General features: G+C 58.2%; 16 protein-coding genes. 7 read left to right on the top strand and 9 right to left on the bottom strand.

The window, feature by feature from the left end; all coding sequences use genetic code 11:
* Positions 1–1,538, bottom strand: a 1,538-nt coding sequence (locus tag AC559G_RS18545) for a two-partner secretion domain-containing protein (protein WP_498913786.1), incomplete at its 3' end; no start/stop codon positions are given.
* A gap of 58 nt (positions 1,539–1,596) precedes the next feature.
* Entirely contained in the window at positions 1,597–3,342 is a 1,746-nt protein-coding gene (locus tag AC559G_RS18540) for a ShlB/FhaC/HecB family hemolysin secretion/activation protein (protein ID WP_498913784.1), read from the bottom strand.
* Between the two features lie 339 nt (positions 3,343–3,681).
* On the opposite strand from AC559G_RS18540, the gene AC559G_RS18535 reads away from it, so the two are divergent.
* Positions 3,682–4,107 (top strand): GNAT family N-acetyltransferase, encoded by a 426-nt coding sequence (locus AC559G_RS18535; RefSeq protein ID WP_438597794.1) that lies wholly within the window; start codon positions 3,682–3,684, stop codon positions 4,105–4,107.
* Between the two features lie 6 nt (positions 4,108–4,113).
* Here the strand turns inward: AC559G_RS18535 and AC559G_RS18530 are convergent, their stop codons facing one another.
* Complete coding sequence (locus AC559G_RS18530; protein ID WP_498913782.1) at positions 4,114–5,487, bottom strand: MFS transporter; 1,374 nt, start codon at positions 5,485–5,487, stop codon at positions 4,114–4,116.
* A 136-nt stretch (positions 5,488–5,623) separates the two neighbouring features.
* On the opposite strand from AC559G_RS18530, the gene AC559G_RS18525 reads away from it, so the two are divergent.
* Positions 5,624–6,526 (top strand): LysR family transcriptional regulator, encoded by a 903-nt coding sequence (locus AC559G_RS18525; RefSeq protein WP_498913780.1) that lies wholly within the window; start codon positions 5,624–5,626, stop codon positions 6,524–6,526.
* Between the two features lie 41 nt (positions 6,527–6,567).
* Here the strand turns inward: AC559G_RS18525 and AC559G_RS18520 are convergent, their stop codons facing one another.
* Positions 6,568–8,373, bottom strand: a complete 1,806-nt coding sequence (locus AC559G_RS18520; RefSeq protein ID WP_498913778.1) for a glycoside hydrolase family 13 protein — start codon at positions 8,371–8,373, stop codon at positions 6,568–6,570.
* Positions 8,374–8,718: 345 nt separating this feature from the next.
* On the opposite strand from AC559G_RS18520, the gene AC559G_RS18515 reads away from it, so the two are divergent.
* The 5 genes from AC559G_RS18515 to AC559G_RS18495 all read left to right on the top strand — a co-directional run bounded on the left by AC559G_RS18515 (position 8,719) and on the right by AC559G_RS18495 (position 13,199).
* Positions 8,719–9,429, top strand: a complete 711-nt coding sequence (locus AC559G_RS18515) for a GntR family transcriptional regulator (protein WP_438599316.1) — start codon at positions 8,719–8,721, stop codon at positions 9,427–9,429.
* 239 nt (positions 9,430–9,668) lie between these two features.
* Positions 9,669–10,982: a heme anaerobic degradation radical SAM methyltransferase ChuW/HutW gene (gene hutW, locus AC559G_RS18510; RefSeq protein ID WP_279027044.1), complete on the top strand. Its 1,314-nt coding sequence runs from the start codon at positions 9,669–9,671 to the stop codon at positions 10,980–10,982.
* A gap of 62 nt (positions 10,983–11,044) precedes the next feature.
* Complete coding sequence (locus AC559G_RS18505) at positions 11,045–11,680, top strand: SDR family oxidoreductase (RefSeq protein WP_416260670.1); 636 nt, start codon at positions 11,045–11,047, stop codon at positions 11,678–11,680.
* Between the two features lie 59 nt (positions 11,681–11,739).
* Positions 11,740–12,303, top strand: coding sequence for a hypothetical protein (locus AC559G_RS18500; RefSeq protein WP_498913774.1), 564 nt, complete (start codon positions 11,740–11,742; stop codon positions 12,301–12,303).
* A complete protein-coding gene (locus AC559G_RS18495; RefSeq protein WP_498913772.1) occupies positions 12,300–13,199 on the top strand; it encodes a LysR family transcriptional regulator in 900 nt (299 codons plus the stop codon). Before AC559G_RS18500 ends, AC559G_RS18495 begins: the two co-directional genes overlap by 4 nt.
* Before the next feature lie 13 nt (positions 13,200–13,212).
* Here AC559G_RS18495 and AC559G_RS18490 read toward each other — a convergent pair whose 3' ends face one another.
* From AC559G_RS18490 to AC559G_RS18470, 5 genes are all read right to left on the bottom strand, one after another.
* Entirely contained in the window at positions 13,213–13,989 is a 777-nt protein-coding gene (locus tag AC559G_RS18490; protein WP_498913770.1) for an L-threonylcarbamoyladenylate synthase, read from the bottom strand.
* A 361-nt stretch (positions 13,990–14,350) separates the two neighbouring features.
* Complete coding sequence (dsdA, locus tag AC559G_RS18485) at positions 14,351–15,682, bottom strand: D-serine dehydratase (RefSeq protein WP_498913768.1); 1,332 nt, start codon at positions 15,680–15,682, stop codon at positions 14,351–14,353.
* Between the two features lie 135 nt (positions 15,683–15,817).
* On the bottom strand, positions 15,818–16,609 hold the full coding sequence (locus tag AC559G_RS18480; RefSeq protein ID WP_498913767.1) for a DUF3750 domain-containing protein: 792 nt from the start codon (positions 16,607–16,609) through the stop codon (positions 15,818–15,820).
* A 138-nt stretch (positions 16,610–16,747) separates the two neighbouring features.
* Positions 16,748–17,785 carry an AraC family transcriptional regulator gene (locus tag AC559G_RS18475; protein WP_498913765.1) on the bottom strand — a complete coding sequence of 346 codons (1,038 nt, stop codon included), beginning with the start codon at positions 17,783–17,785 and terminating at the stop codon, positions 16,748–16,750.
* Positions 17,782–18,693: a GGDEF domain-containing protein gene (locus tag AC559G_RS18470; RefSeq protein WP_498913763.1), complete on the bottom strand. Its 912-nt coding sequence runs from the start codon at positions 18,691–18,693 to the stop codon at positions 17,782–17,784. The genes AC559G_RS18475 and AC559G_RS18470 overlap by 4 nt, the downstream gene beginning before the upstream one ends.
* Positions 18,694–19,023: the final 330 nt, after the last annotated feature.

Genomic DNA, 19,023 nt, shown 5'->3' with positions numbered 1-19,023 from the left:
CCCGCCTGGTTGTACAGGCTATCGGCGGTGATTTGCCAATTCCCGGCGCGGATTTGCGCCTGTTGCGTGTCGAGGTGCCCCAAACTGTTGACGGTGAGTTGCTCACTGTCCACCTGCGCCTGTTGCAGCACCACATCCCCGGCTTGCGCCGTCAACTGCGCCTGCCCGGCCGCCAGGCGGCTGTGGCTTAAATCCACCCGGCGGCCGGTCACCGCCACCTGTTCCTGGCTCAGCAAGCTGCCGCTGGCGCGAATATCCCCCTGGCTGACGAGGGTGATATCCGCCGGGCGGATCAGGCTGCTGTTGGCATCGCTGCCCGCCAAAAGCGCCCCGCTGCTCTGGATACCTTGTTCAGCGCGCAGCGTGACGTTGCCGGCCGCCGCCAGCGTGCCGGATTGGCGAATGTCGCCCTGGCGGCTTTGTACGGCCAGTTGGCCGCCGCTGTACAGTTTGCCCTGGTGTTCAACGCTGTCGCGGGCGGTTAAGCTGATATCGCCGCCGGCCTGCGTGTAAGGCTCCGCTGTGCCAGCCTGCCAGGCAAGCTTGCCCTCACTGCTCACCACCAGGTTTTTTTCAGCCTGCAGATGCCCGCCCTGATTGCGAACCCCCACCCCCGCTTCGGTGCCGATCATTCGGATACTGCCGCTGTACATGCCGCCCATCTGGCCCATATCGATGGCCAACTCGGGTTTGGCGCTGCCGTCGTCCGAAAGCGGCGTCGCGGTTTTACCGTCCGCGCTCACGCGGTTGCGGCCAGCCACCACCGACAGCTCATCTTTGGCCCAGACGCCGGCATTGATCGCTACCGCGCGCGCCAGAATATCCACGTATTCGGTATCATGACGGCTATCGCCATTCAGCCCGCCGCCTTCAACGCGCACCACGCCGCGTTCGATCTGGTAGCCCGCCAGGCTGCCGTCGGCGTTCAACTGCGGCTTGCCGGTGGTCAGCGTCATTCGCCCGGCATTGAGGGTGCCGCAACCGTTGCAGACAATCCCCGCCGGGTTAGCGACGATCACCTGCGCCCGCCCGCCGGCCACTTCCAGAAAACCGCGCAGTTGGCTGGGGTTGTTACTGTTGACTTCATTGAGGATCACCCGTGCGGGGGCGGCATCCGGATTCAGGTTGGGGTTGCCCTGTATGATCCCGGCCATCTGGGTGGACGTCATCACCGCCGAGTTGTTGAGAATGGCGCCTTTCTGCTCGACATCAAACTGCTGATACTGGTTGTGCGATATCCCGGCCTGATTGGGCGCAGTAATATTCACCTGCGGCAAACCGTTCGCCGTGGCGATCACATCCGGCCGCTGGCCGGGCGCCGCCGCACCGTCCGCCACAATGCCGTCGGCCGCCGCCGGCCCGGCAAACAGCGCCAGCCCCAGCAGCCATACCGTGCGGCGCAGCGTCACCCACAACCGTGGCGTGCCGGCGCCGCGGCTTTGCCCCGGCTCGCTGCTGCAACTGCGGGCCAGCTCGGAAACCACCCGCAGTTCCCCATGGGTGCGGCTGAAAATAAGGCGATAGCAATGCTTGTTCATGAGTCACATCCGTGAGAAAAGTCAGTCCGTTCTGGTCAGTTGCGGCACAGGGCCGGCCTCAGATCTCCAGGTTGACGCTAAAACCAGCCGTCGCACCGGATGTGCGGAAATTATCCGGCTTGTAGAGCGGCACACCGGCGAACAGATCGTAGCTAAACCGCCCCCACAACGCTCCCCGCACGCCCAAAGCGCTGCCCGCCAGTTGGCGGCCGACCAGATGCCGAGCGCCGGGGCCGCCGACGCGCCCATAATCGGCGGCCAGATACAGCTCATGGCCACGCGCTCCTACGTTCCACGCCAACTCATTGCGCCAAAGCAGCCCCTTCTCGCCGGACAGCATCTGTTCGCCGTCAAAGCCGCGCACCGTATAACGCCCGGCGATGGCCATCCGCTCCTGTGGCGTCAGCGCGTTCGGGCTCCACTGGCCGCGAACCAGGGTGTAATACCGCCAGGGTTGTTTGCCCCAGGCGAAAGGCTGGTTGACACTCAGATCGCCAAGCAAAATACCGGTACGGGCGCTACCGCTGTGTGTGGCCTCCTCCGGCGCGGGCAAGGCGCCGAACGCCCCGGTGCCGCGGCGCCAGTTGAGGTTCGCATCCAGCGTGGCGCGGCCGAGGTAACTGCGCTGGTTAACGCCCAGTTCCCAGCCGGCGGTGCGGCGCTGCTGTAGGCCGATGTCGATGCCATCCACCGCATTAGAGGAATGCTTACGATAGGCGCGCAGGTTGAGCGTGGTTTTATGCGCCTGATTGCGAAACAGCAGCCGGGACACCGTCAGTTGCAGGTTGTCGCTCTTGCCGCTGTAGCTCAGCACCTCATTCGCATTGGGGATATTCTGCTGATAGGTGTAGTCGTTGTAGTTGGCGGAAACCGCCCAGTAGCCGATCGGGAAAAAGTAGTTCAGGGTGTGTGAACGGTTGCCGAACGGCCCGTGCTGGAACAGGTTCTTGCCGATATTGGCATAAAACAGGTCGTTCTGCGCCAACGGGGCATCCACCGCCAACGTCGCAGATCCGAGGTAGCGGCCGGTGCTTTTTGCACCGCTGTCGTCCAACCCCAGGTTAAGCCGCACCGGCCGGCCTGCTTTCCAGTTCACCCGTAGGTCGCTGGTGGCTTCGCGCTCGCCAGGAACGATGGTGATGTCGGCGGCCGCGCTGGGCACACGTTTGAAGTTTTCCAGCCCTTGTTCCAGATCCCGCAGGTTGAGAATGTCGCCCGGTGAGGCCGGAATGGCATTCCACAGCCGCCCGCGCCAGGAAACCGGCGCCTCAAAGCGAATATCGCCAATGCGCCCGGGCTGCAGAGTGAGCGTCAGCACGCCGGCGGTCAGATCCTGCTCCTGGGCCATCACGCGGGTGGTGATGTATCCCCGGGCCAGAATGGCGTTCTGCACTTTGTTGATGATCAGTACGATACCCTGGCTGCCCAGGCAGCGGCCTCTGGCGCCATTTGCGGCATCCAGCGCCCACTGAAAGCGGGCGGCCGAGTCGCCTTCCAGACGCAGGGTATTGATGGTGAAGCAGGGTTGCTCATTGATGGGGTAATCGGGCAAAACAACGCTGGGGCGGGCCAGGCGCACATCGGAATCCGGCGCGTTCTGTTCGCGCAGCACGCGTTCACGCTGTTGCTGGCGCAATTGTTCCCGCGCATCCAGCTCGGCCCCTTGCACGGCGGCGGCAGAAGGCGGCAGTTCGATAGTGTTGTGCTCTGCCGGGTTGAATAAAGCCGCCGAAAGCGGAAAAACCACACCGCCCAGCGCCAACGGCGCGGCAAAACGCCATAGATGCTTCCTGCATACCAGCATTTCTGATCCCTGAAGGTATTAACTGTAAAGAATTCGTCAATTTGTGTGAGGATTATTATTCACAACAGAAGAATAATCAACCAACACTAACGGGTTAATTTGCTATTTACCTCTAAATAATGACCATGATAAGTTAATTTACGATATTTATCGTTATTTTATATTCATAAAACAGATAATAATAAAAAAACGCATTCACACCATTAATAGGTGAGCGAAGCGCCGGCCACCGGCTTTTTTCATCCGGCGCGAAAAACAAACGGCGCAGCGCTCCAGGCGCCCCGGCCCGCACGGCAAATGATTTAGCGTATAGTGGCGGGAAGAGATAAAGGAGCCGCTATGCAGATAAGAAAATACCAAGAGGCCGATCGCCCATTCCTGCGCACTTTGTATCTGGCTGCCCGCAAGGCCGCCTACCACTGGCGAGATACGCGCGGCTATCAGTTGGAAGACTTTGATCGCGCCACCCTCGGTGAGGATATCTGGGTGGCGGAACAACAAGGCAAGCTGCTGGGGTTTGTTTCCATTCACCGCGCCGACAATTTCATTCACAACCTGTTTGTCGATCCGCACCTGCCGCCGCAGGGCGTGGGCAGCGCGCTGCTGCACCACGCCGAAAAGACCTTCACCCATACCGGTTCGCTGAAATGCCTGGTGAAAAACCAAAAGGCGCTGGCGTTTTACCGCAAGCATGGCTGGCGCGTGATCGCCACCGGGGAAGACGGCGACGAAGAGTATTACCTGCTGCATTCGCCGAAAAAATAACGCGCCCTAACCATTGATGTCGGCCCCTTGCGCCAGCACCGCGCCGATAACGGCAAACCCGGTTAAGGCAGCGAAGCCAAAGTGAAAACCACTCATGCCGGGGTTGGCCTGCAGGATAATCACCATCAATGCCAGCGCAACCGCGCCGCTGGCGTATTGCGCCGTGACCATCAGCCCACTGGCGCCCCCCTGCTGTTCATCCGGCACATCATCGGTGCCAACCACAAACTTCGCGGTATAAATCATGCCATGGCCGATACCGCTCAGCAGCAGCCCGGGAATGAAAACCAGCCAGGCCATATTTTCCCCCAACGAGCAGGCAATCAGCAGTAGCCCGGCGGCGCCGATCATAAAGCCCCTGGTCAATACGCCGGCCGCCGGCAGCCGTGCGAACAATTTACCGGCGATCATATTGCCGGTAATAATCATCAGCGTCAGCGGCATAAAAAACAGCCCGGTTTGCCAGGCGCTGTAGCCATAGTGGTTTTGCAACAGCAACGTCAACAAAAACAGTTCGGTTCCCACGCTGGCCATGTATAAACCACTGGCGGTGCAGCCCCGTTGCAACCCTGCCAGGCCGCGTAGCCCACGCGCCACCAGCGGTTGCCGGCTGTGTTTTTCGCCAAGCAGAAATAGCCACAGTAAAACCGTAGTCATACCCAGCCAGCGATGCGTGGTGAGGTGATCCAGCCCGTGTTCGGCCAATGCGCTCATCGCCATAACCATGCCCAACACGCTCAGCGTACCCAATAAGGAGGCCAACAACGGCAACCGTTGGCGCGGCACAGTGCGGCATGTAATGCGAAAATAGCGGAACGCGGCCCAGATACACAGCGCCCCCAGCGGCACATTAACCAAAAACACCAGCCGCCAGCTCAGCTGCGTAAAAGCGCCGCCCAGCACAACGCCCGCCACCAGGCCGGCGGCGCCAACCGTGCTCCAGACGGTGAGGGCTTTTGCCCGGGTATGGCCAGCGCTGAAGTGATGGGAGATCAACGCAATGATCGCCGGCTGTAAAAACGCAGCGCCCAACCCCTGAACGCCACGGGCAATCACCAACGCCGTGGCCGATGCCGTCATACCGCCCCACAGCGAAGCCAGGCTGAACAACGCCATCGCCAGCACAAATATGCTCCTGGCGCCGAACGCATCGCAACAGCGGCCGCCAACCAGTAAAAAACCGGCAAAAATCACGCCATAGGCAGAAACCACCCACTGCGCATGCGCCGGCGCCAAATGCAGGCTGGCGGCGATGTTCGGCAACGCCACATAGATAATCGAATAATCCAACGCGATCACAAACTGTGCCAGTGAAAGCGCTGCCAGCGTGAGTGATAAGCGCGGTAATGTGCCATCCGGCGCTGAAATACAACCTGTCATAACCCTTTATCCTTCTGTAGGCGCCAAAACACTGATGAATTGTTCTCATCATAAAAATGGCGTTTAATGAGGTTACTCCGGCTATAAAAGCCAAATCAAAGTCATTAAATTCAGCAATGGATGAAATAAACTCAGCATGAGAAAGCTTCGCCTGCCGCCGTTGGGGGCGCTACGGGCCTTCAACGCCGTGGCCGTTCACCACAGCTTCAAACGCGCCGCCGACGAAATTGGCGTCACCGCCACGGCAATCAGCCACCAGATACGGCAATTGGAAGAGCAGTTGGCCACCAGGGTGTTTGAACGCAGTGCGAAGGGGGTGGCGTTAACCGCCAGCGGGGAAATACTGTTTAGCACAACGCAGCGGCTGTTTAACGAGCTGCAGGATACCGTGGAAAAAATCCACGCCCATAATGCGCCGCCGGTGCTTACCGTCACCACCACCTCGAATTTTCTCACCCACTGGCTGGTGGCGCGCCTGGCGGCGCTGAAGGTGGCGTTGCCGGATATCGATCTGCGCCTGCATACCAGTGTGGAAAGCATTGATCTGGCGCGTAAAACGGTCGATGCGGCCATCCGTTACCGTGAAACGGCAGAAGACACGATGGCATCAACCCTGCTCTATCAGGATGAATTCATCCTGGTCGCCAGCCCGGCGTTGGCTATCCGGCGGCTTGAAGATTTATCATCGGCCACCCTGTTTCACGTTGATAACCGCCACGTCCCTGCAGCAGCGCCCACCTGGCAACACTGGAAAACGCGCTTTGGCCCGGCAATGCTCAACAGCGAGGCCGGGGTGCACTTCACCGATGAAACCCATGCGATACAGGCCGTGGTCGCCGGCCAGGGAGTGGCGATCGTCAGCAGCCTGCTGGCGCACGATTTCATCCGCCAGGGGGTGCTGGCAGCGCCTTTCGCCCACGCGCTGCCCGGCGCAAATTACTATTTCGTCACCCTGGCGGAAAACAGCGAACGGGAAGATATCAGCAGCCTGCGCAACTGGCTGCTAAGCCAAATGGCGCAGATAAAAGATGGCGATTAACCGCCGGCGCACGGCCGGCGGCACCCTGCAACAGCGAACGCTTACAGTTGGTAAATCGACGCCTGCCACGGCTGGAGTTCCAGTTGCGCGGCGCCTTGTGCCACCGCGCGGCCAGCACCGCTGTCCAGCGTGAGCGCATTAATCTTGATCCCAGCCGGCAAGGCGTATTTCAGCGGCTGCTCGCTGAAGTTAATCACCACCAGATAGCGCTGATCGCCCAGGGTGCGAGTATAGGCAAATACCTGGGCGTTGGCAGGATCGATATCCTTGAATTCGCCGTAGATCAGCGCCGGCGTTTGGCTGCGCAGGGCAATCAGGCGGCGGTGATAGTTATAGACGGAATCCGGATCGTGCTGCTGGGCGGCGGCATTGATCTGCGCATAGTTAGGGTTAACCGCCAGCCACGGCTTGCCGGTGGTGAAGCCGCCGTTGGCTGCGGTGTTCCACTGCATCGGCGTGCGCGCATTATCACGGCTGGTCTGCCGAACATTCTGCAGGTATTCCTGCGCCGGCACTTTACCGGTGGCCACCAGATCGCGCCATTGCCCCCTGATCTCAACGTCTTCAAAATCCTCCACCCGCTGGAACGGGTAGTTGGTCATGCCCAACTCGTCCCCCTGGTAAAGAAACGGCGTTGCGCGCTGCGTCAGCATCATCGTCGCCAGCGCCTTGGCCGAGGCCACTCGCCAGCGCGGGCTATCGTCGCCAAAGTGCGAGACGGCGCGTGGGTTGTCGTGGTTGCTCAGGAAGCTGGTGTTCCAGCCGTTCGCCCCAGAGCCACTGTCGATTTTGGCGTAGGTCGCTTTAAGCTGCGGCAACGTCCAGTCGGTTTTACGCCAACCATCGCGATCCATCCGCACCAGGTCAAAATTAAACAGCATGTTCAGTTCATGGCGCTGCGGATCGGTAAATTTCTTCGCCTGTTCGGTGGTGACGCCAAACGCTTCGCCCACGGTCATGGTGTCATAATGGGACAACACTTCGCGGTTCATTTCCTGCAGGTATTGGTGAATATGCGGCCCGTTGGCGAACACATATTCCGGGTGTGCCAATGCTGTGGCGGGCAGATCGGGCAGGCCCGGCTGTTTGGAAATAAACGGAATCACATCCATGCGGAAGCCGGAAACCCCCTTATCCAGCCAGAAGCGCATAATGTCATACACCCCTTGCCGCACCTTTGGGTTCTCCCAGTTGAGATCCGGCTGTTTGCTGGCAAAATAGTGCAAATAGTATTGGCCGGTTTGCGCATCCCGCGTCCAGGCTGAACCGCTGAAAAACGAAGAGTAGTTGTTCGGCGCTTTGCCGTCGCGCCCATCGCGCCAGATGTAGAAATCACGATACGGGTTGTCTTTGGCTTTGCGGCTTTCCACAAACCACTGGTGCTCATCGCTGGTATGGTTGACCACCAGATCGATAATCAATCGCATATCGCGTTTTTTCACTTCCGCCATCAGGCGATCAAAATCCGCCATGGTGCCGAATTCTTTCATCACCTTGCGGTAGTCACGGATGTCATAACCGTTGTCCGCATTAGGCGAATCAAAATGCGGGCTTAGCCAGATAACGTTAACCCCCAGCGTTTTCAGGTAATCGAGCTTTTCCGTGATGCCGTTCAGATCGCCGATGCCGTCACCGTTGCTATCGTTGAATGAACGGGGGTAAACCTGATAGACCACCGCTTCTTTCCACCAGGCGGCCTCGTTATGCATTGACTGAACTGCTGTGGTGTTTGCCATTGTATCCTCCGTGTTTGCGGCCAGCGCCTGCTGGCCCAGCATTGCCATCATCAGCGCGGCTGATAAACAGCCTTGGCGTAACACTGAATGTTTCTTGGGGAAGTTACTCATTTTTTTATCTCGCTAACGGACTAAAAATAGGACATTTTCCGCCATTGCTGGCAGGCTGAACCGACATATTCTTTGCCGATATGCCGCCGCCCAGAGTGATTTGCAGCGGTTGAACAGGCCTTAATGGCAAGGTAATCCCCGCCCTTTTCTCCTGCGCCGGCAGCGCGCGAAATCTGTGAGCGATATCAATTAAAAATCCGGCAATAAGATGTCTACTTGTTAGCTAATTTGTATACGTTTATTCCATAAACCATTTTCCGTTAGAAAAATAAAAGATTACTCAATGAATTATACGAATCATCATGGCGGCTAATGCCGCGACGTGAATGAATAAGAGGTTTAAAAGTGATTTACAGGTTGATAGCGCAAAAGCTGCGTGCACGTATTAATTCGGAAGAGTTTAAAGTGGGCGATGCACTGCCCGGTGAGCTGATACTGGCGCAGGAAATCGGTGTTTCACGCAGCACGCTACGCAAGGCGATTAACATCCTGGTTGGCGAAGGCATGCTCGATCGCCGCCACGGCAGCGGCACCTATATTCTGCAAAAGGATTTACAACACGACACCCACGGCTTAAACAGCTTCGCTGAGCATATGAAGCAAATTGACCGGGTGGTGACGAATGAAGTGGTGCAGTTTTGCGTGCGGCTGGCGCCGCCGGCGATTGCGCGCCAGTTGCGCATCAAGGCCAACGAACAGGTGTATTATTTCCAGCGCATCCGCCATGTGGATGGCAAACCCTATATGGTGGAAGACAGCTATATGCCGGTCAGGCTGTTCCCCACGCTTTCACTGCACTATATGTGCGGCTCCAAATTTGACTATATCGAAAACCAGTGCGGCATCACTATCGATGGCTGCATTGAGACTTTTACCCCGGTGCTGGCGGCCGAGCCTTATGCGCACCAATTAAAGCTCAAAGAGGGGGCGCTGCTGCTGCAACTCACCTCCCTTTCGCTGTCCACCAGCGGGGAGTACCTGGATTTTTCCATTATGTATATGAACCCGAGCGAATATCAGGTGAAGTACTACATGAAGCGCAACAAAATGCTGTAACGAAAACGCCGGGTGCGGCGGCCTGTGCCCTGCGCGGGCGGCACCGCCCGGCGACAGTTACAAAATTTAATTTATCTTCACCGTTTCCCGCCATTTAGCCCTTTCCCCACCTGACGTGCATCAATTCTCCGCAGGCGGAGTTGTTCTATGCTCAGCCTCACCCATTTATGTAAATACGTTTTATTTTCATTAGCGTTCACCCCTTAACGATGGGTGCCCAGATGAGGAATACGCCACTTATGTCTCTTGAGCTTTCATCCTTCTTTGCTGCTGAAGACGGGTTACCCTTCCGCGGGCGCTGGGCCACCATGCCGTGGCGCCAACAAAAACCGTTGCCCGCCGAAGAGATCGACGCCGCGTGGCGAAGCCTGACGGCGACGGCCATCACCGGCAACAAACGCCTGCTGTACGTACACATTCCGTTTTGCGCCACGCAGTGCAAATTCTGTGGCTTCTATCAGAACAAGCTCGAAGAACAGGCAATCGCGGAATATTGCGACATGCTGCTGCAAGAACTGGCGTTGGAAGCCGGTAGCACGTTGCACCAATCTGCACCAATACACGCCATTTATTTTGGCGGCGGTACGCCCTCTGCGCTAAGCGCCCGGCAGTTGCATCGGATCATCAGCACCTTGCGCCAAAGTTTGCCGCTGGCGGCAGACTGTGAAATTACGGTGGAAGGCCGGATTTTCAACTTTGACGACGAGCGCATCGATGCCTGCCTGGAAGCCGGCGCCAACCGTTTTTCCATTGGTATCCAAACCTTTGATACCCGCGTGCGCCAGCGCCTGGGGCGGCGCGCCAACCGTCAGGAGGCAATAGATTTCATCACCCGCCTGGGGCAGCGCGATCGCGCGGCGATCATTTGCGATCTGATGTTCGGCCTGCCGGATCAAACGGTTGCAAGCTGGCGGGAAGATCTGGCGATCGTCCGCGATCTGCCGTTGGATGGCGTCGATCTGTACGCGCTCAATCTGTTGCCGAATACGCTGCTGGCCAAAGCGGTGGAAAACCAGCGCGTGGCGTTGCCCGCCGTTGACCACAACCGCGATTTGTACCTGATGGGGGAAAAATTCCTGGCGGATGAAAACTGGCGCCAGCTCAGCAACAGCCACTGGGCGCGCCATAGCCGCGAGCGCAATCTATACAACCTGCTGATCAAACAGGGGGCGGACTATCTGGCGCTCGGCAGCAGCGCCGGCGGCAGCGTGGCCGGGCAATCCTATATGATGGCGCGCAATCTGGAAGGCTACGCGCAGGCCCTCGCCAACGGGCGCAAGCCCATCGCCATGATGACGCCGGCCAGCCCTGACTACCGTTGGCGGCTGGCGTTGCAGGGCGGGATCGACAGCGGGTTCTGCGATCTGCTGCAGGTGCTGGATAACCCGGCGCCGTTGTTGCCGTTGCTGGAACAATGGCAACAGCGTGGCCTGCTGCGGTTAAACGGCACGCGTTTCCACCTGACGCCGGACGGCCGTTTTTGGGCCAGTAACCTGTTGCAGGCTTTGCAAACGCTCATCCCACAGTTATTGTTACCGCAGGCGGCAGCCTAGCGATAACCTTCACGCCAACGCCGCCAGCCCTTTAACCGCTTTGACAAACGGAAAGTAAATTTATGATCAAGCATCCATGGCTGATTTTTGGCGGCGCGAGTGGCGTTGGCCGTGAACTGGTGACGCTGGGCCTGCAGGAACAGCGCTCGATGACGGCGCTGGTGCGCAATGCCGAACAGGCGCAAACCCTGCGCGAACTGGGCCTGGCCGTGGTGGAAGGCGATGCGCTGGACGCCGCCAGCGTCGAGCGCGCCTGCCGTGCCGCCGGGCCGCAGGCGCGTATCGTTTCCACGTTGGGCAGCGCCGAAGCCGACTATGCCGGGAACCGGCTTATCATCGACACCGCAACGCGCTGCGGCCTTAGCCATATGCTGCTGGTGACCTCCATCGGCTGCGGCGACAGTTGGCCTTCGCTGTCGCCGCGTGCCCGTCAGGCCTTCGGCCACGCGGTGCGGGAAAAATCGCTGGCGGAAAGCTGGTTGCAAACCAGCAGCCTGGCCTGGTGCATACTGCGTCCTGGCGGCCTGAAAAACGGCCCCGCTACCGGCCAGGCCGTCCGGCAGCGAGGGGAAGCCCACGGGCTGGTCCACCGCGCAGACGTTGCGCGCCACATTCACCAGATCATCGACGATGACGCGGCCTACGGCCAGATCTACGCCGTGATCGACCCAACGCTGGCCATGCCGCAACGGTTTTAACCAGGGCGAGTTTCCTTCGCGGTGATTATGCCCCCAGTCCCTTACAGATAGGCTGCTGCATGCTGTTGATCGACAACTATTTGCCCGATTACCAATTTCGTGAGCGGCATTCTCTGGTTATCGCCGCCTCTCCAACCGCGGTGATGGCCGCCGCGAAGGATTACCGGCCTGAGAGCGATGCATTTTTCCGCCGAATGATTTCCCTGCGTGAGTTGCCCATGCGGGTGTTTGCGCGCCTGCAAGCCGCACCGCGCCCTCTGCCGCAGGCATTTGGCATGCACAACTTCACCCTGTTGGAACAACAGGATCATAGTGAATTGGTGTTTGGCCTGCTCGGGCGGTTTTGGCATGCAGACTATGGGCTGGTAGCCATTGACTGCGGGGACGCTTTTTGCGCTTACAATGAGCCAGGCGTGGCCAAACTGGTGCTGGGGTTTACCGCTGAAGCATGGGGAGATGGGCAAACGCGCCTTTTCACCGAAACGCGTGTATTCTGCCCAGACCGGGCCAGCGTGCGCAAATTTACGCCCTATTGGTACCTGATCCGCCCGGTGAGCGGGCTGATCAGGCGGCGGATGCTGGCCAGTATTGCACAGCTGGCGGCCAACAAGGAGCAACAGTGAATAAACTTGATAACCTGACCGCCATGATGGTTTTTGCCAAAGTGGTCGAAACCTTAAGCTACACCGAGGCCGCAAACCAGCTTAATATTGCCAAGTCTTCGGTTAGCAAAGAGATCAGTCAGCTTGAAATCAATCTGGGCGCCAAACTGTTGCAACGCACCACCAGGAAAATTCAGGTAACGGAGATTGGGCTAACTTATTATCAATATTGCTACCGTATTCTGAATGAAATAAAAAACGCCGAACAGTTTATCCGCCAGATTCATGAAGATCCCATCGGCAGCCTGCGCGTTGCCGCGCCGGTCACCTTTGGCACCCAGTGCGTAATGCCGGTGATTAATCAATTTATTAAGCAAAACATCCACATTAGCGTCGATCTGGATTTAACCGATCGCCCGATTAATATCGATGCCGAGAATTACGACGTGGCGGTTGCCATTAGCCGCGAATTACCCGCCGACGATGCGTTTAAACCCCTGATGGACATTGAGTGGGGCCTGTACGCCAGCGAAAAATACCTGCAGCAGCGCCCGGCCATCACCCACCCGGATGAATTGCCCCACCACGATTACCTGCTGTTCCGCGGCAACGCCCACACCATCGCGTTGCCCTTTCGCAAGGACAAACACAAACAGACGATTGAAGTGCGCTGCCGCCTGCGCGCCAACAACAGCACGGCGCTGTTAAACGCCGCGCTGAGCAGCCTGGGCATTGCCTATCTGCCAGCCTATATCGCCGATGAATATGTGCACAAAGGCGATATTGTGCGGCTGCTGCCGCAGTGGCAGATGGACACCTACAAATCCTGCGTGCTGTTTAAAAAGGCGTTCATTAACGCCCCGCGCATCCGGCTGTTTGTCGAAAGCCTGCAGCACGCCCTGCGGCCGCCGGGCTAACGCGGCGCGCCGATCAGTAATAATCCCCGTGGCGGTAGTCCCAGCTTGGGAAAATATCACTCATTATGGCCATAATCTGGTTCACCTGCAGGCCTTTACGGATCAACACCGGGCACGGGAGCACGCCGCGCTGGCCATGCTGTTCCGGCACCAGCTTGCCGGTTTTATCCACCAGAGAAACCATCACGCCCTGCTCATAGCGGGTTTCATCCGATTCGTGCGGCTGGATGGATTTAACGTAATCGTTGGCGGCGATGATCAAATCCGCCCGCTCGGCAATACGTTCGCCGATGCCTTCAACCAGGCCCCGGTTGCCTTTGCCGGAGGGGTTGGCGGAGCTGGCGAACGAAAAGCGGCCCTTTTCCCACAGGGTGCGGGCAATGTTTTCGCCCGGCGTGCCGAACTTAATCACAAAGCAGCTGGTTTCGCGCCCGTCCATCATCAACGCCTGGCTGCCGTCATCCGGGATCAGCGCTTTGCCTTCCGGTTTCCAGGGCAGAATGCACCCCAGCAAAATGTCCTGCTGCCAGTGGCGTTCATACAGCCGTTCAATTTCCGGCGTCATTTGGGCCAGCGCTTTCACCTGTTCCAGCGAACCGCACAGCACCACGCCCGGTTTATTGCGTTTGCGCTGCTTGGCTTCAAACTTGCGCTCCAGCCCCGCGGCATCCGAAGTCATGATGATATAGCCCACTTTGGTCGGGCTGACGATCATACCGCCGTGGCCGGATAAAATATCTACCGCTTCCTGCTGAACGCCGCCATTCCAATTAATTGTTTTCTCTTTCATGCTTAATTTCCACTTTTCATCATTATGCCGGCTGGAGAAACCAACATATTAACCGGGGTTAATTAAATAGCGTATTTTCGGCCAGCGATTAATAGCCACATTTAATTAACCGTTATTCGCCCACATACTTTCAAAGGGAATATTGAAAAATATATACCTTATATTTAATAACGGTATTTGTTATGCCGTATTTCTATTTTATGGCTTCATCATAAAGCCAAGTTATTCGCTGGCAATCAATAGCGTGCTATTTCGGCTATTGTTTCCGTAGGGAAACAATGGGGGTGATAATCAGAGAAATCCCCCCAATAAAAGAGAAAAACGAGTTAAGTCTAGTGAGTAAAACCGGGGTGGGAAGCGCTTAATGTTGCCCTTTAGCCAGATAGGCGGCCATTTCTTCCGGCGGCACCATGCCGCCGCCGGTCGCCCACACCAGATGGGTCGCGTTTGCCAACCGTTGCGGGCTAAAGCCGTGCATCGCCTGGTAGCCCGTATCCGCCAGCACCCGCAGCGGCCCAGCCATGCCGGCTAACGCCGAAGGCTCCAACAGAATATTTTCCGCTCGATGTAGCCAACCCAGCATATTGAACAAGGTTTGATCATCCAGGGTATAAAACCCATCCAGCAAACGCTCCATTGCACGGCCAACGAACCCCGAAGCGCGCCCTACCGCTAAACCATCGGCGGCGGTCAGGTTGTCGATGCCCAGATCCTGCACGGCAATCGCATCATGCAGCCCGGTGCTGACGCCAAGTATCATGCACGGGGAGTGCGTCGGCTCGGCAAAAATACAGTGTACATGGTCGCCAAACGCCAGCTTGAGGCCAAAGGCCACCCCGCCGGGGCCGCCGCCAACGCCGCACGGCAGGTAAACGAACAGCGGGTGGGCGGCATCCACGGGGATTTGCCGTTGCAGAAACTGCGCTTTCAGGCGCTCCCCGGCCACCGCATAGCCAAGAAAAAGCGTTTTTGAGTTTTCGTCATCAATAAAGAAGCAGTTCGGATCGCTTTGCGCCGCCTGGCGCCCCTGCTCGACGGCAACGCTATAGTCCTGCGCGTATTCCACCACCTCAACCCCATGGCTACGCAGCCGATCCTTTTTCCAGCGCTTGGCCTCGGCCGACATATGCACCGTCACCCTGAACCCCAGCCGAGCGCTCATGATGCCGATCGATAACCCCAGATTGCCGGTAGAACCGACAGCGATGCTGTACTGGTTGAAAAAACGCCGGAACGCCGGCGACAGCAGTTTACTGTAGTCATCATCAACGCTTAACAGCCCGGCGCCTAACGCCAGCCTTTCCGCATGCGCCAACACTTCATAAATACCGCCACGCGCTTTGATCGAGCCCGAGATCGGTAAATGGCTGTCCTTTTTCAGCCACATTTTCCCAGCGATGGGCACGCCGAACTGCTGTTCAAGCATTTTCTGCATCGCCGGGATAGGCACCAACGCAGACTCAATCACCCCGCCGCTGGCCGCCGTTTCGTCAAACGCCCCGGCAAGGTAAGGCGCAAAGCGCTTCAGGCGAGCATGCGCCTGGGCAACGTCGTCGGCCGTCAGCCCCACGTAGGGCAGGCCGGCTTCAAGCGTGGTGAAGCGGGGGTTGAACCAACGGGTTTCCTGCAGGTTAACCAGATCGTTCACCACCGGGTGTTGGCCAATCAGTTTACGAACATCGCATTTAGTCATAACCGGTCCATTTCCAATGACGGAGGATGCCGCTATTAGATAAAAAGCGGCCCGGCCTGACAAACGATAAAAAAATGCGTTCACATGAGCCAGATTGCATCAAAACGCCAGCCCGGTATGAAATAAGGGCGCCGGCTATATTTTGCTTTCTTCCTTTTTCACCTGGTCCTGCGGCTTTTCATAGCCAAGCCGGCCAATAAAAGGCAAGCGCAGCGCCGGCGAATTAAAATCAATGCCCATGTTCAGCCCCAGCACATTGACTTCGATGCCCTCTTCCGCGCCCAGCGTGACGCCAAGCACCCCCAGCAACGACACCTGCACGCCCCGGCCCGAAGGGGGCAAGCCGATGGGGCGCGTCAGCGGGCGGTAATCCTTGCCGATGGCGTTGGCCGGCATATCCAGCTTCAGCTCCGGCACTTCCCGGCCAATATGAGCAATGAAAGTATTGCTGTTAGGCCCCGGCCAGGCGTGATAGGTGTGCGGATAAGGGTAGCTTTTAATGGCGGCTTCAATGCGCGGGATCATCTCGCCAGCCCGCGCGCCGCGGTGATCCACCAATAGCGTCGGCCGCGAACCAAACCACAGGCCATCCGGCAGCGCATAATCACGGCGCACCACGTTGTCGCTGCCCCAGCGTACCACCTCATAACGGCGGTAACGGGTTTCTCCGACCTGCTTGAAGATGATCCACGGGTGAACCGCCACCCGCCCGCGCCAGCCGTAAGTGGGGGCGGCATAAATTTGCACGATCGCCACCTGGCGCAGCTTGACGGGATCGGGCGCGATGCCGGCGGAATCACGCCGGGCGCTCCACCAGCCTTTGCCGGTGGATGACTCCCCGTTGCGCATAGCGTTAGCCAAACTCTGCCCAAACGACAGGAGCAGTACACAGACAAAACCTATAGCCAGTACTTTCACATAATTCATTGTGGCCCCGCCCCGTATCCCGCTCCGCCCGAAGCAGTAATTTGCCCATATTATGAACACTCAAATTTCATTATGCCGGAATTGCGCAGTTTATCGAGGCCTATATCAGCCTCGGCCGCAATGGGGCAAGCATGCTCGTCAAAGCGCGGGCAACGGGGAAAGGAAACTGGGGGCGACACCGGTCCAACGGCGAAAAGAACGGCGGAAATTATTAATATCGTTGATTTGCAGATACTGCGCGACCGCCTCATTACTCAGGCCGTCAAACCAATACAGGAACAGTGCGGTGTGTTTACGCACCCGATCCCACTGCTGCTGGAAACTGCTGTCGTGCTTGCGCAGCTTGCGCTTCAGCGTGGCCGGGCTCATCCCAAAGGTGGCGGCCACCCGCTCCAGGTTGAGCGGTTCACGCAGGTTATTGCGCAGGTGATCGTAGAAATGATCGATAAAGCCGCCATCAAAGCCCTGCGCCGCCAGTTGCTGCCGGCACTGTTGGCGCACAACGGCGCATACCGTGCTGTTAGCATGGGGCGAAGTCTGGGTGGCGTATTCGATCGGCAACAACATCATGTTGATCGGTTGCTCAAAGCTCAGCCCATCGCCCAGGTGCACCCAGTATTGTTCGATATAGCGCGGCTGGCGGTAGTCAAACAGAAAACGCCAGGGCAACGGCTGCTGCGGGCACAGCCAGCGGCCCAGGGCGACAATCGAAGCCATGGCGGCCTCCAGCAGAAAACGCTGCCGCCCTGCCTCCGCCCCCTCGCTTTGCGGCCAGTACAGGCAAAGATAGCGATCGTTGAGTTGCATCCGCGGCGCCAGCAGCGGGCTGAACAGGCTGCAAAAGCTGATGACGTCATCCAGCGCCTGCTGCAGATTCTCCGCCTGTTGCAGCGCATGGCTGAAGTTGCCGTAACAGCCGGGCAATAGCCGCCGGCCAAACAGAAAACTGGTGTCGTCGGCGCCCAGCAGGCGCATGCTGTTGTCAATCAGTTGGCCGAACTGCTGCTGGCTGAAGCGCACCGTGCCCGCGGCGAGATCCTCCAGAAACACGCCGGTGCCGCGCAGCAAGCGGTGGCCGTCGATATCGCGCGACAGCGCCAGATCGATTAACACCCCCGGCTGATGGTGGCCGAGAATAAAACGCTCATCGCATTCGTACCAGCTACAGGCGCTCATCCGGTCACCCTGATCTGCTTGGCCTGGCTCAGGGTTTGATTCAGGCGCAATAACAGCGCATCGCGATCTTCATCCATCGCCATCACGGCGGCGACGCTGGCCTGCAGCCGAACGCGCTCGCCATGCCGCTGCGTGTGATGCGCCAGATGCGCGATCGCCGCCGCCAGATCCTGCGCCATCACCTTCGCCTGCTGTTCGCCGGTGTTGGGCAACAGCGCAACAAAGCGATCGCCAGCCAGCCTGCACAGCAAGTCTTGCTGGCGCAGGTTGAGCAACAGCAGTTGGCACAGCGTCTGCAGCACATAGTCGCCTTCCGCCGCGCCGAAACGCTGGTTGATGGCGTCAAAGTCATTGAGATCGACCACGATCAACGACAGCGGCTGCTGCTCGACTGCCGCCTGTTTTAACGACAGCGCCAGCTGTTTGCGCAGGTAATCGGCGCCGCCGAGCGGTGTCAATTTGTCGAACAGCAGGTGTTCACGGAACAGCCGCTCGCGCTTGTTTAACTGCGCGCTGATCGCCAGTTGCTCCTGATGCCAGTGATAGATCCCGAGCGTAATCAGTATCAAACCAATCGGCATCGGAATATCTTCCAGCCATTTACCGAGGCTGACGTCATGCGGCAGGCGGATGAATTCATCCAGGCTGTCTATCCACCAGGAAAAGAAAATACAGGCCAGCCCCAGCGCCAACAGCGTGGTGACGCGGCCAGCGAGCCGGCTCACCAACAGCATAATCAGCCAGCTAAGGGCCAGCAGCGCCGAACCGCCTTCGGCCAACACGTCGGTCCAATGAATTTCGGCCCAGGGCTTTACCTCGCCGAGAATCAGTTCCAGCAGCAGGCCAAGATTGGCGAGAAAAGCCAGCAGCAACAGCTTGCTGCCGTGTTGTTTGAAGAAACCGTACATCAGTAGGCGCTCTTAACGTGATTCAATCCAATGCCCTAAGCATACAGGCGCAGATGACGGCAGCATGACAGCGGAGGGGGTCAATTCAGCTCACGCCAAATGCGTATTTTTTCGCCGGGCGGCGGCTACCGCAGGCCGCAGCAAACGTTCAGCACCGCCGCCCCGGCGCCAACCCCAGGCGACGGCAGTCATTTCAGCTCAAAACCCGCCCCACGCCCCGCCATTAGGCGCCGATTTGCCCATGCCGGCCCAGGCCTGTCATATAACTGACATCGGTGATTTCTAGCATCCCTTCCCCAATAGCCGGCTCACCGGCAGCTCACCGTCGTC

The sequence above is a fragment of the Gibbsiella greigii genome (genome assembly GCF_039540155.1).
In the GTDB taxonomy this organism is placed as follows: Bacteria; Pseudomonadota; Gammaproteobacteria; order Enterobacterales; family Enterobacteriaceae; genus Gibbsiella; species Gibbsiella quercinecans.
This window is presented reverse-complemented; position numbering and strand designations above follow the sequence as displayed.

Excerpts from the sequence above, each read along its gene's own strand:
- AC559G_RS18540 (WP_498913784.1), bottom strand. The coding sequence starts at position 3,342 with ATGCTGGTATGCAGGAAGCATCTATGGCGTTTTGCCGCGCCGTTGGCG.
- AC559G_RS18535 (WP_438597794.1), top strand. The coding sequence starts at position 3,682 with ATGCAGATAAGAAAATACCAAGAGGCCGATCGCCCATTCCTGCGCACT.
- AC559G_RS18530 (WP_498913782.1), bottom strand. The coding sequence starts at position 5,487 with ATGACAGGTTGTATTTCAGCGCCGGATGGCACATTACCGCGCTTATCA.
- AC559G_RS18525 (WP_498913780.1), top strand. The coding sequence starts at position 5,624 with ATGAGAAAGCTTCGCCTGCCGCCGTTGGGGGCGCTACGGGCCTTCAAC.
- AC559G_RS18520 (WP_498913778.1), bottom strand. The coding sequence starts at position 8,373 with ATGAGTAACTTCCCCAAGAAACATTCAGTGTTACGCCAAGGCTGTTTA.
- hutW (WP_279027044.1), top strand. The coding sequence starts at position 9,669 with ATGTCTCTTGAGCTTTCATCCTTCTTTGCTGCTGAAGACGGGTTACCC.
- AC559G_RS18505 (WP_416260670.1), top strand. The coding sequence starts at position 11,045 with ATGATCAAGCATCCATGGCTGATTTTTGGCGGCGCGAGTGGCGTTGGC.
- AC559G_RS18500 (WP_498913774.1), top strand. The coding sequence starts at position 11,740 with ATGCTGTTGATCGACAACTATTTGCCCGATTACCAATTTCGTGAGCGG.
- AC559G_RS18490 (WP_498913770.1), bottom strand. The coding sequence starts at position 13,989 with ATGAAAGAGAAAACAATTAATTGGAATGGCGGCGTTCAGCAGGAAGCG.
- dsdA (WP_498913768.1), bottom strand. The coding sequence starts at position 15,682 with ATGACTAAATGCGATGTTCGTAAACTGATTGGCCAACACCCGGTGGTG.
- AC559G_RS18480 (WP_498913767.1), bottom strand. The coding sequence starts at position 16,609 with ATGAATTATGTGAAAGTACTGGCTATAGGTTTTGTCTGTGTACTGCTC.
- AC559G_RS18475 (WP_498913765.1), bottom strand. The coding sequence starts at position 17,785 with ATGAGCGCCTGTAGCTGGTACGAATGCGATGAGCGTTTTATTCTCGGC.
- AC559G_RS18470 (WP_498913763.1), bottom strand. The coding sequence starts at position 18,693 with ATGTACGGTTTCTTCAAACAACACGGCAGCAAGCTGTTGCTGCTGGCT.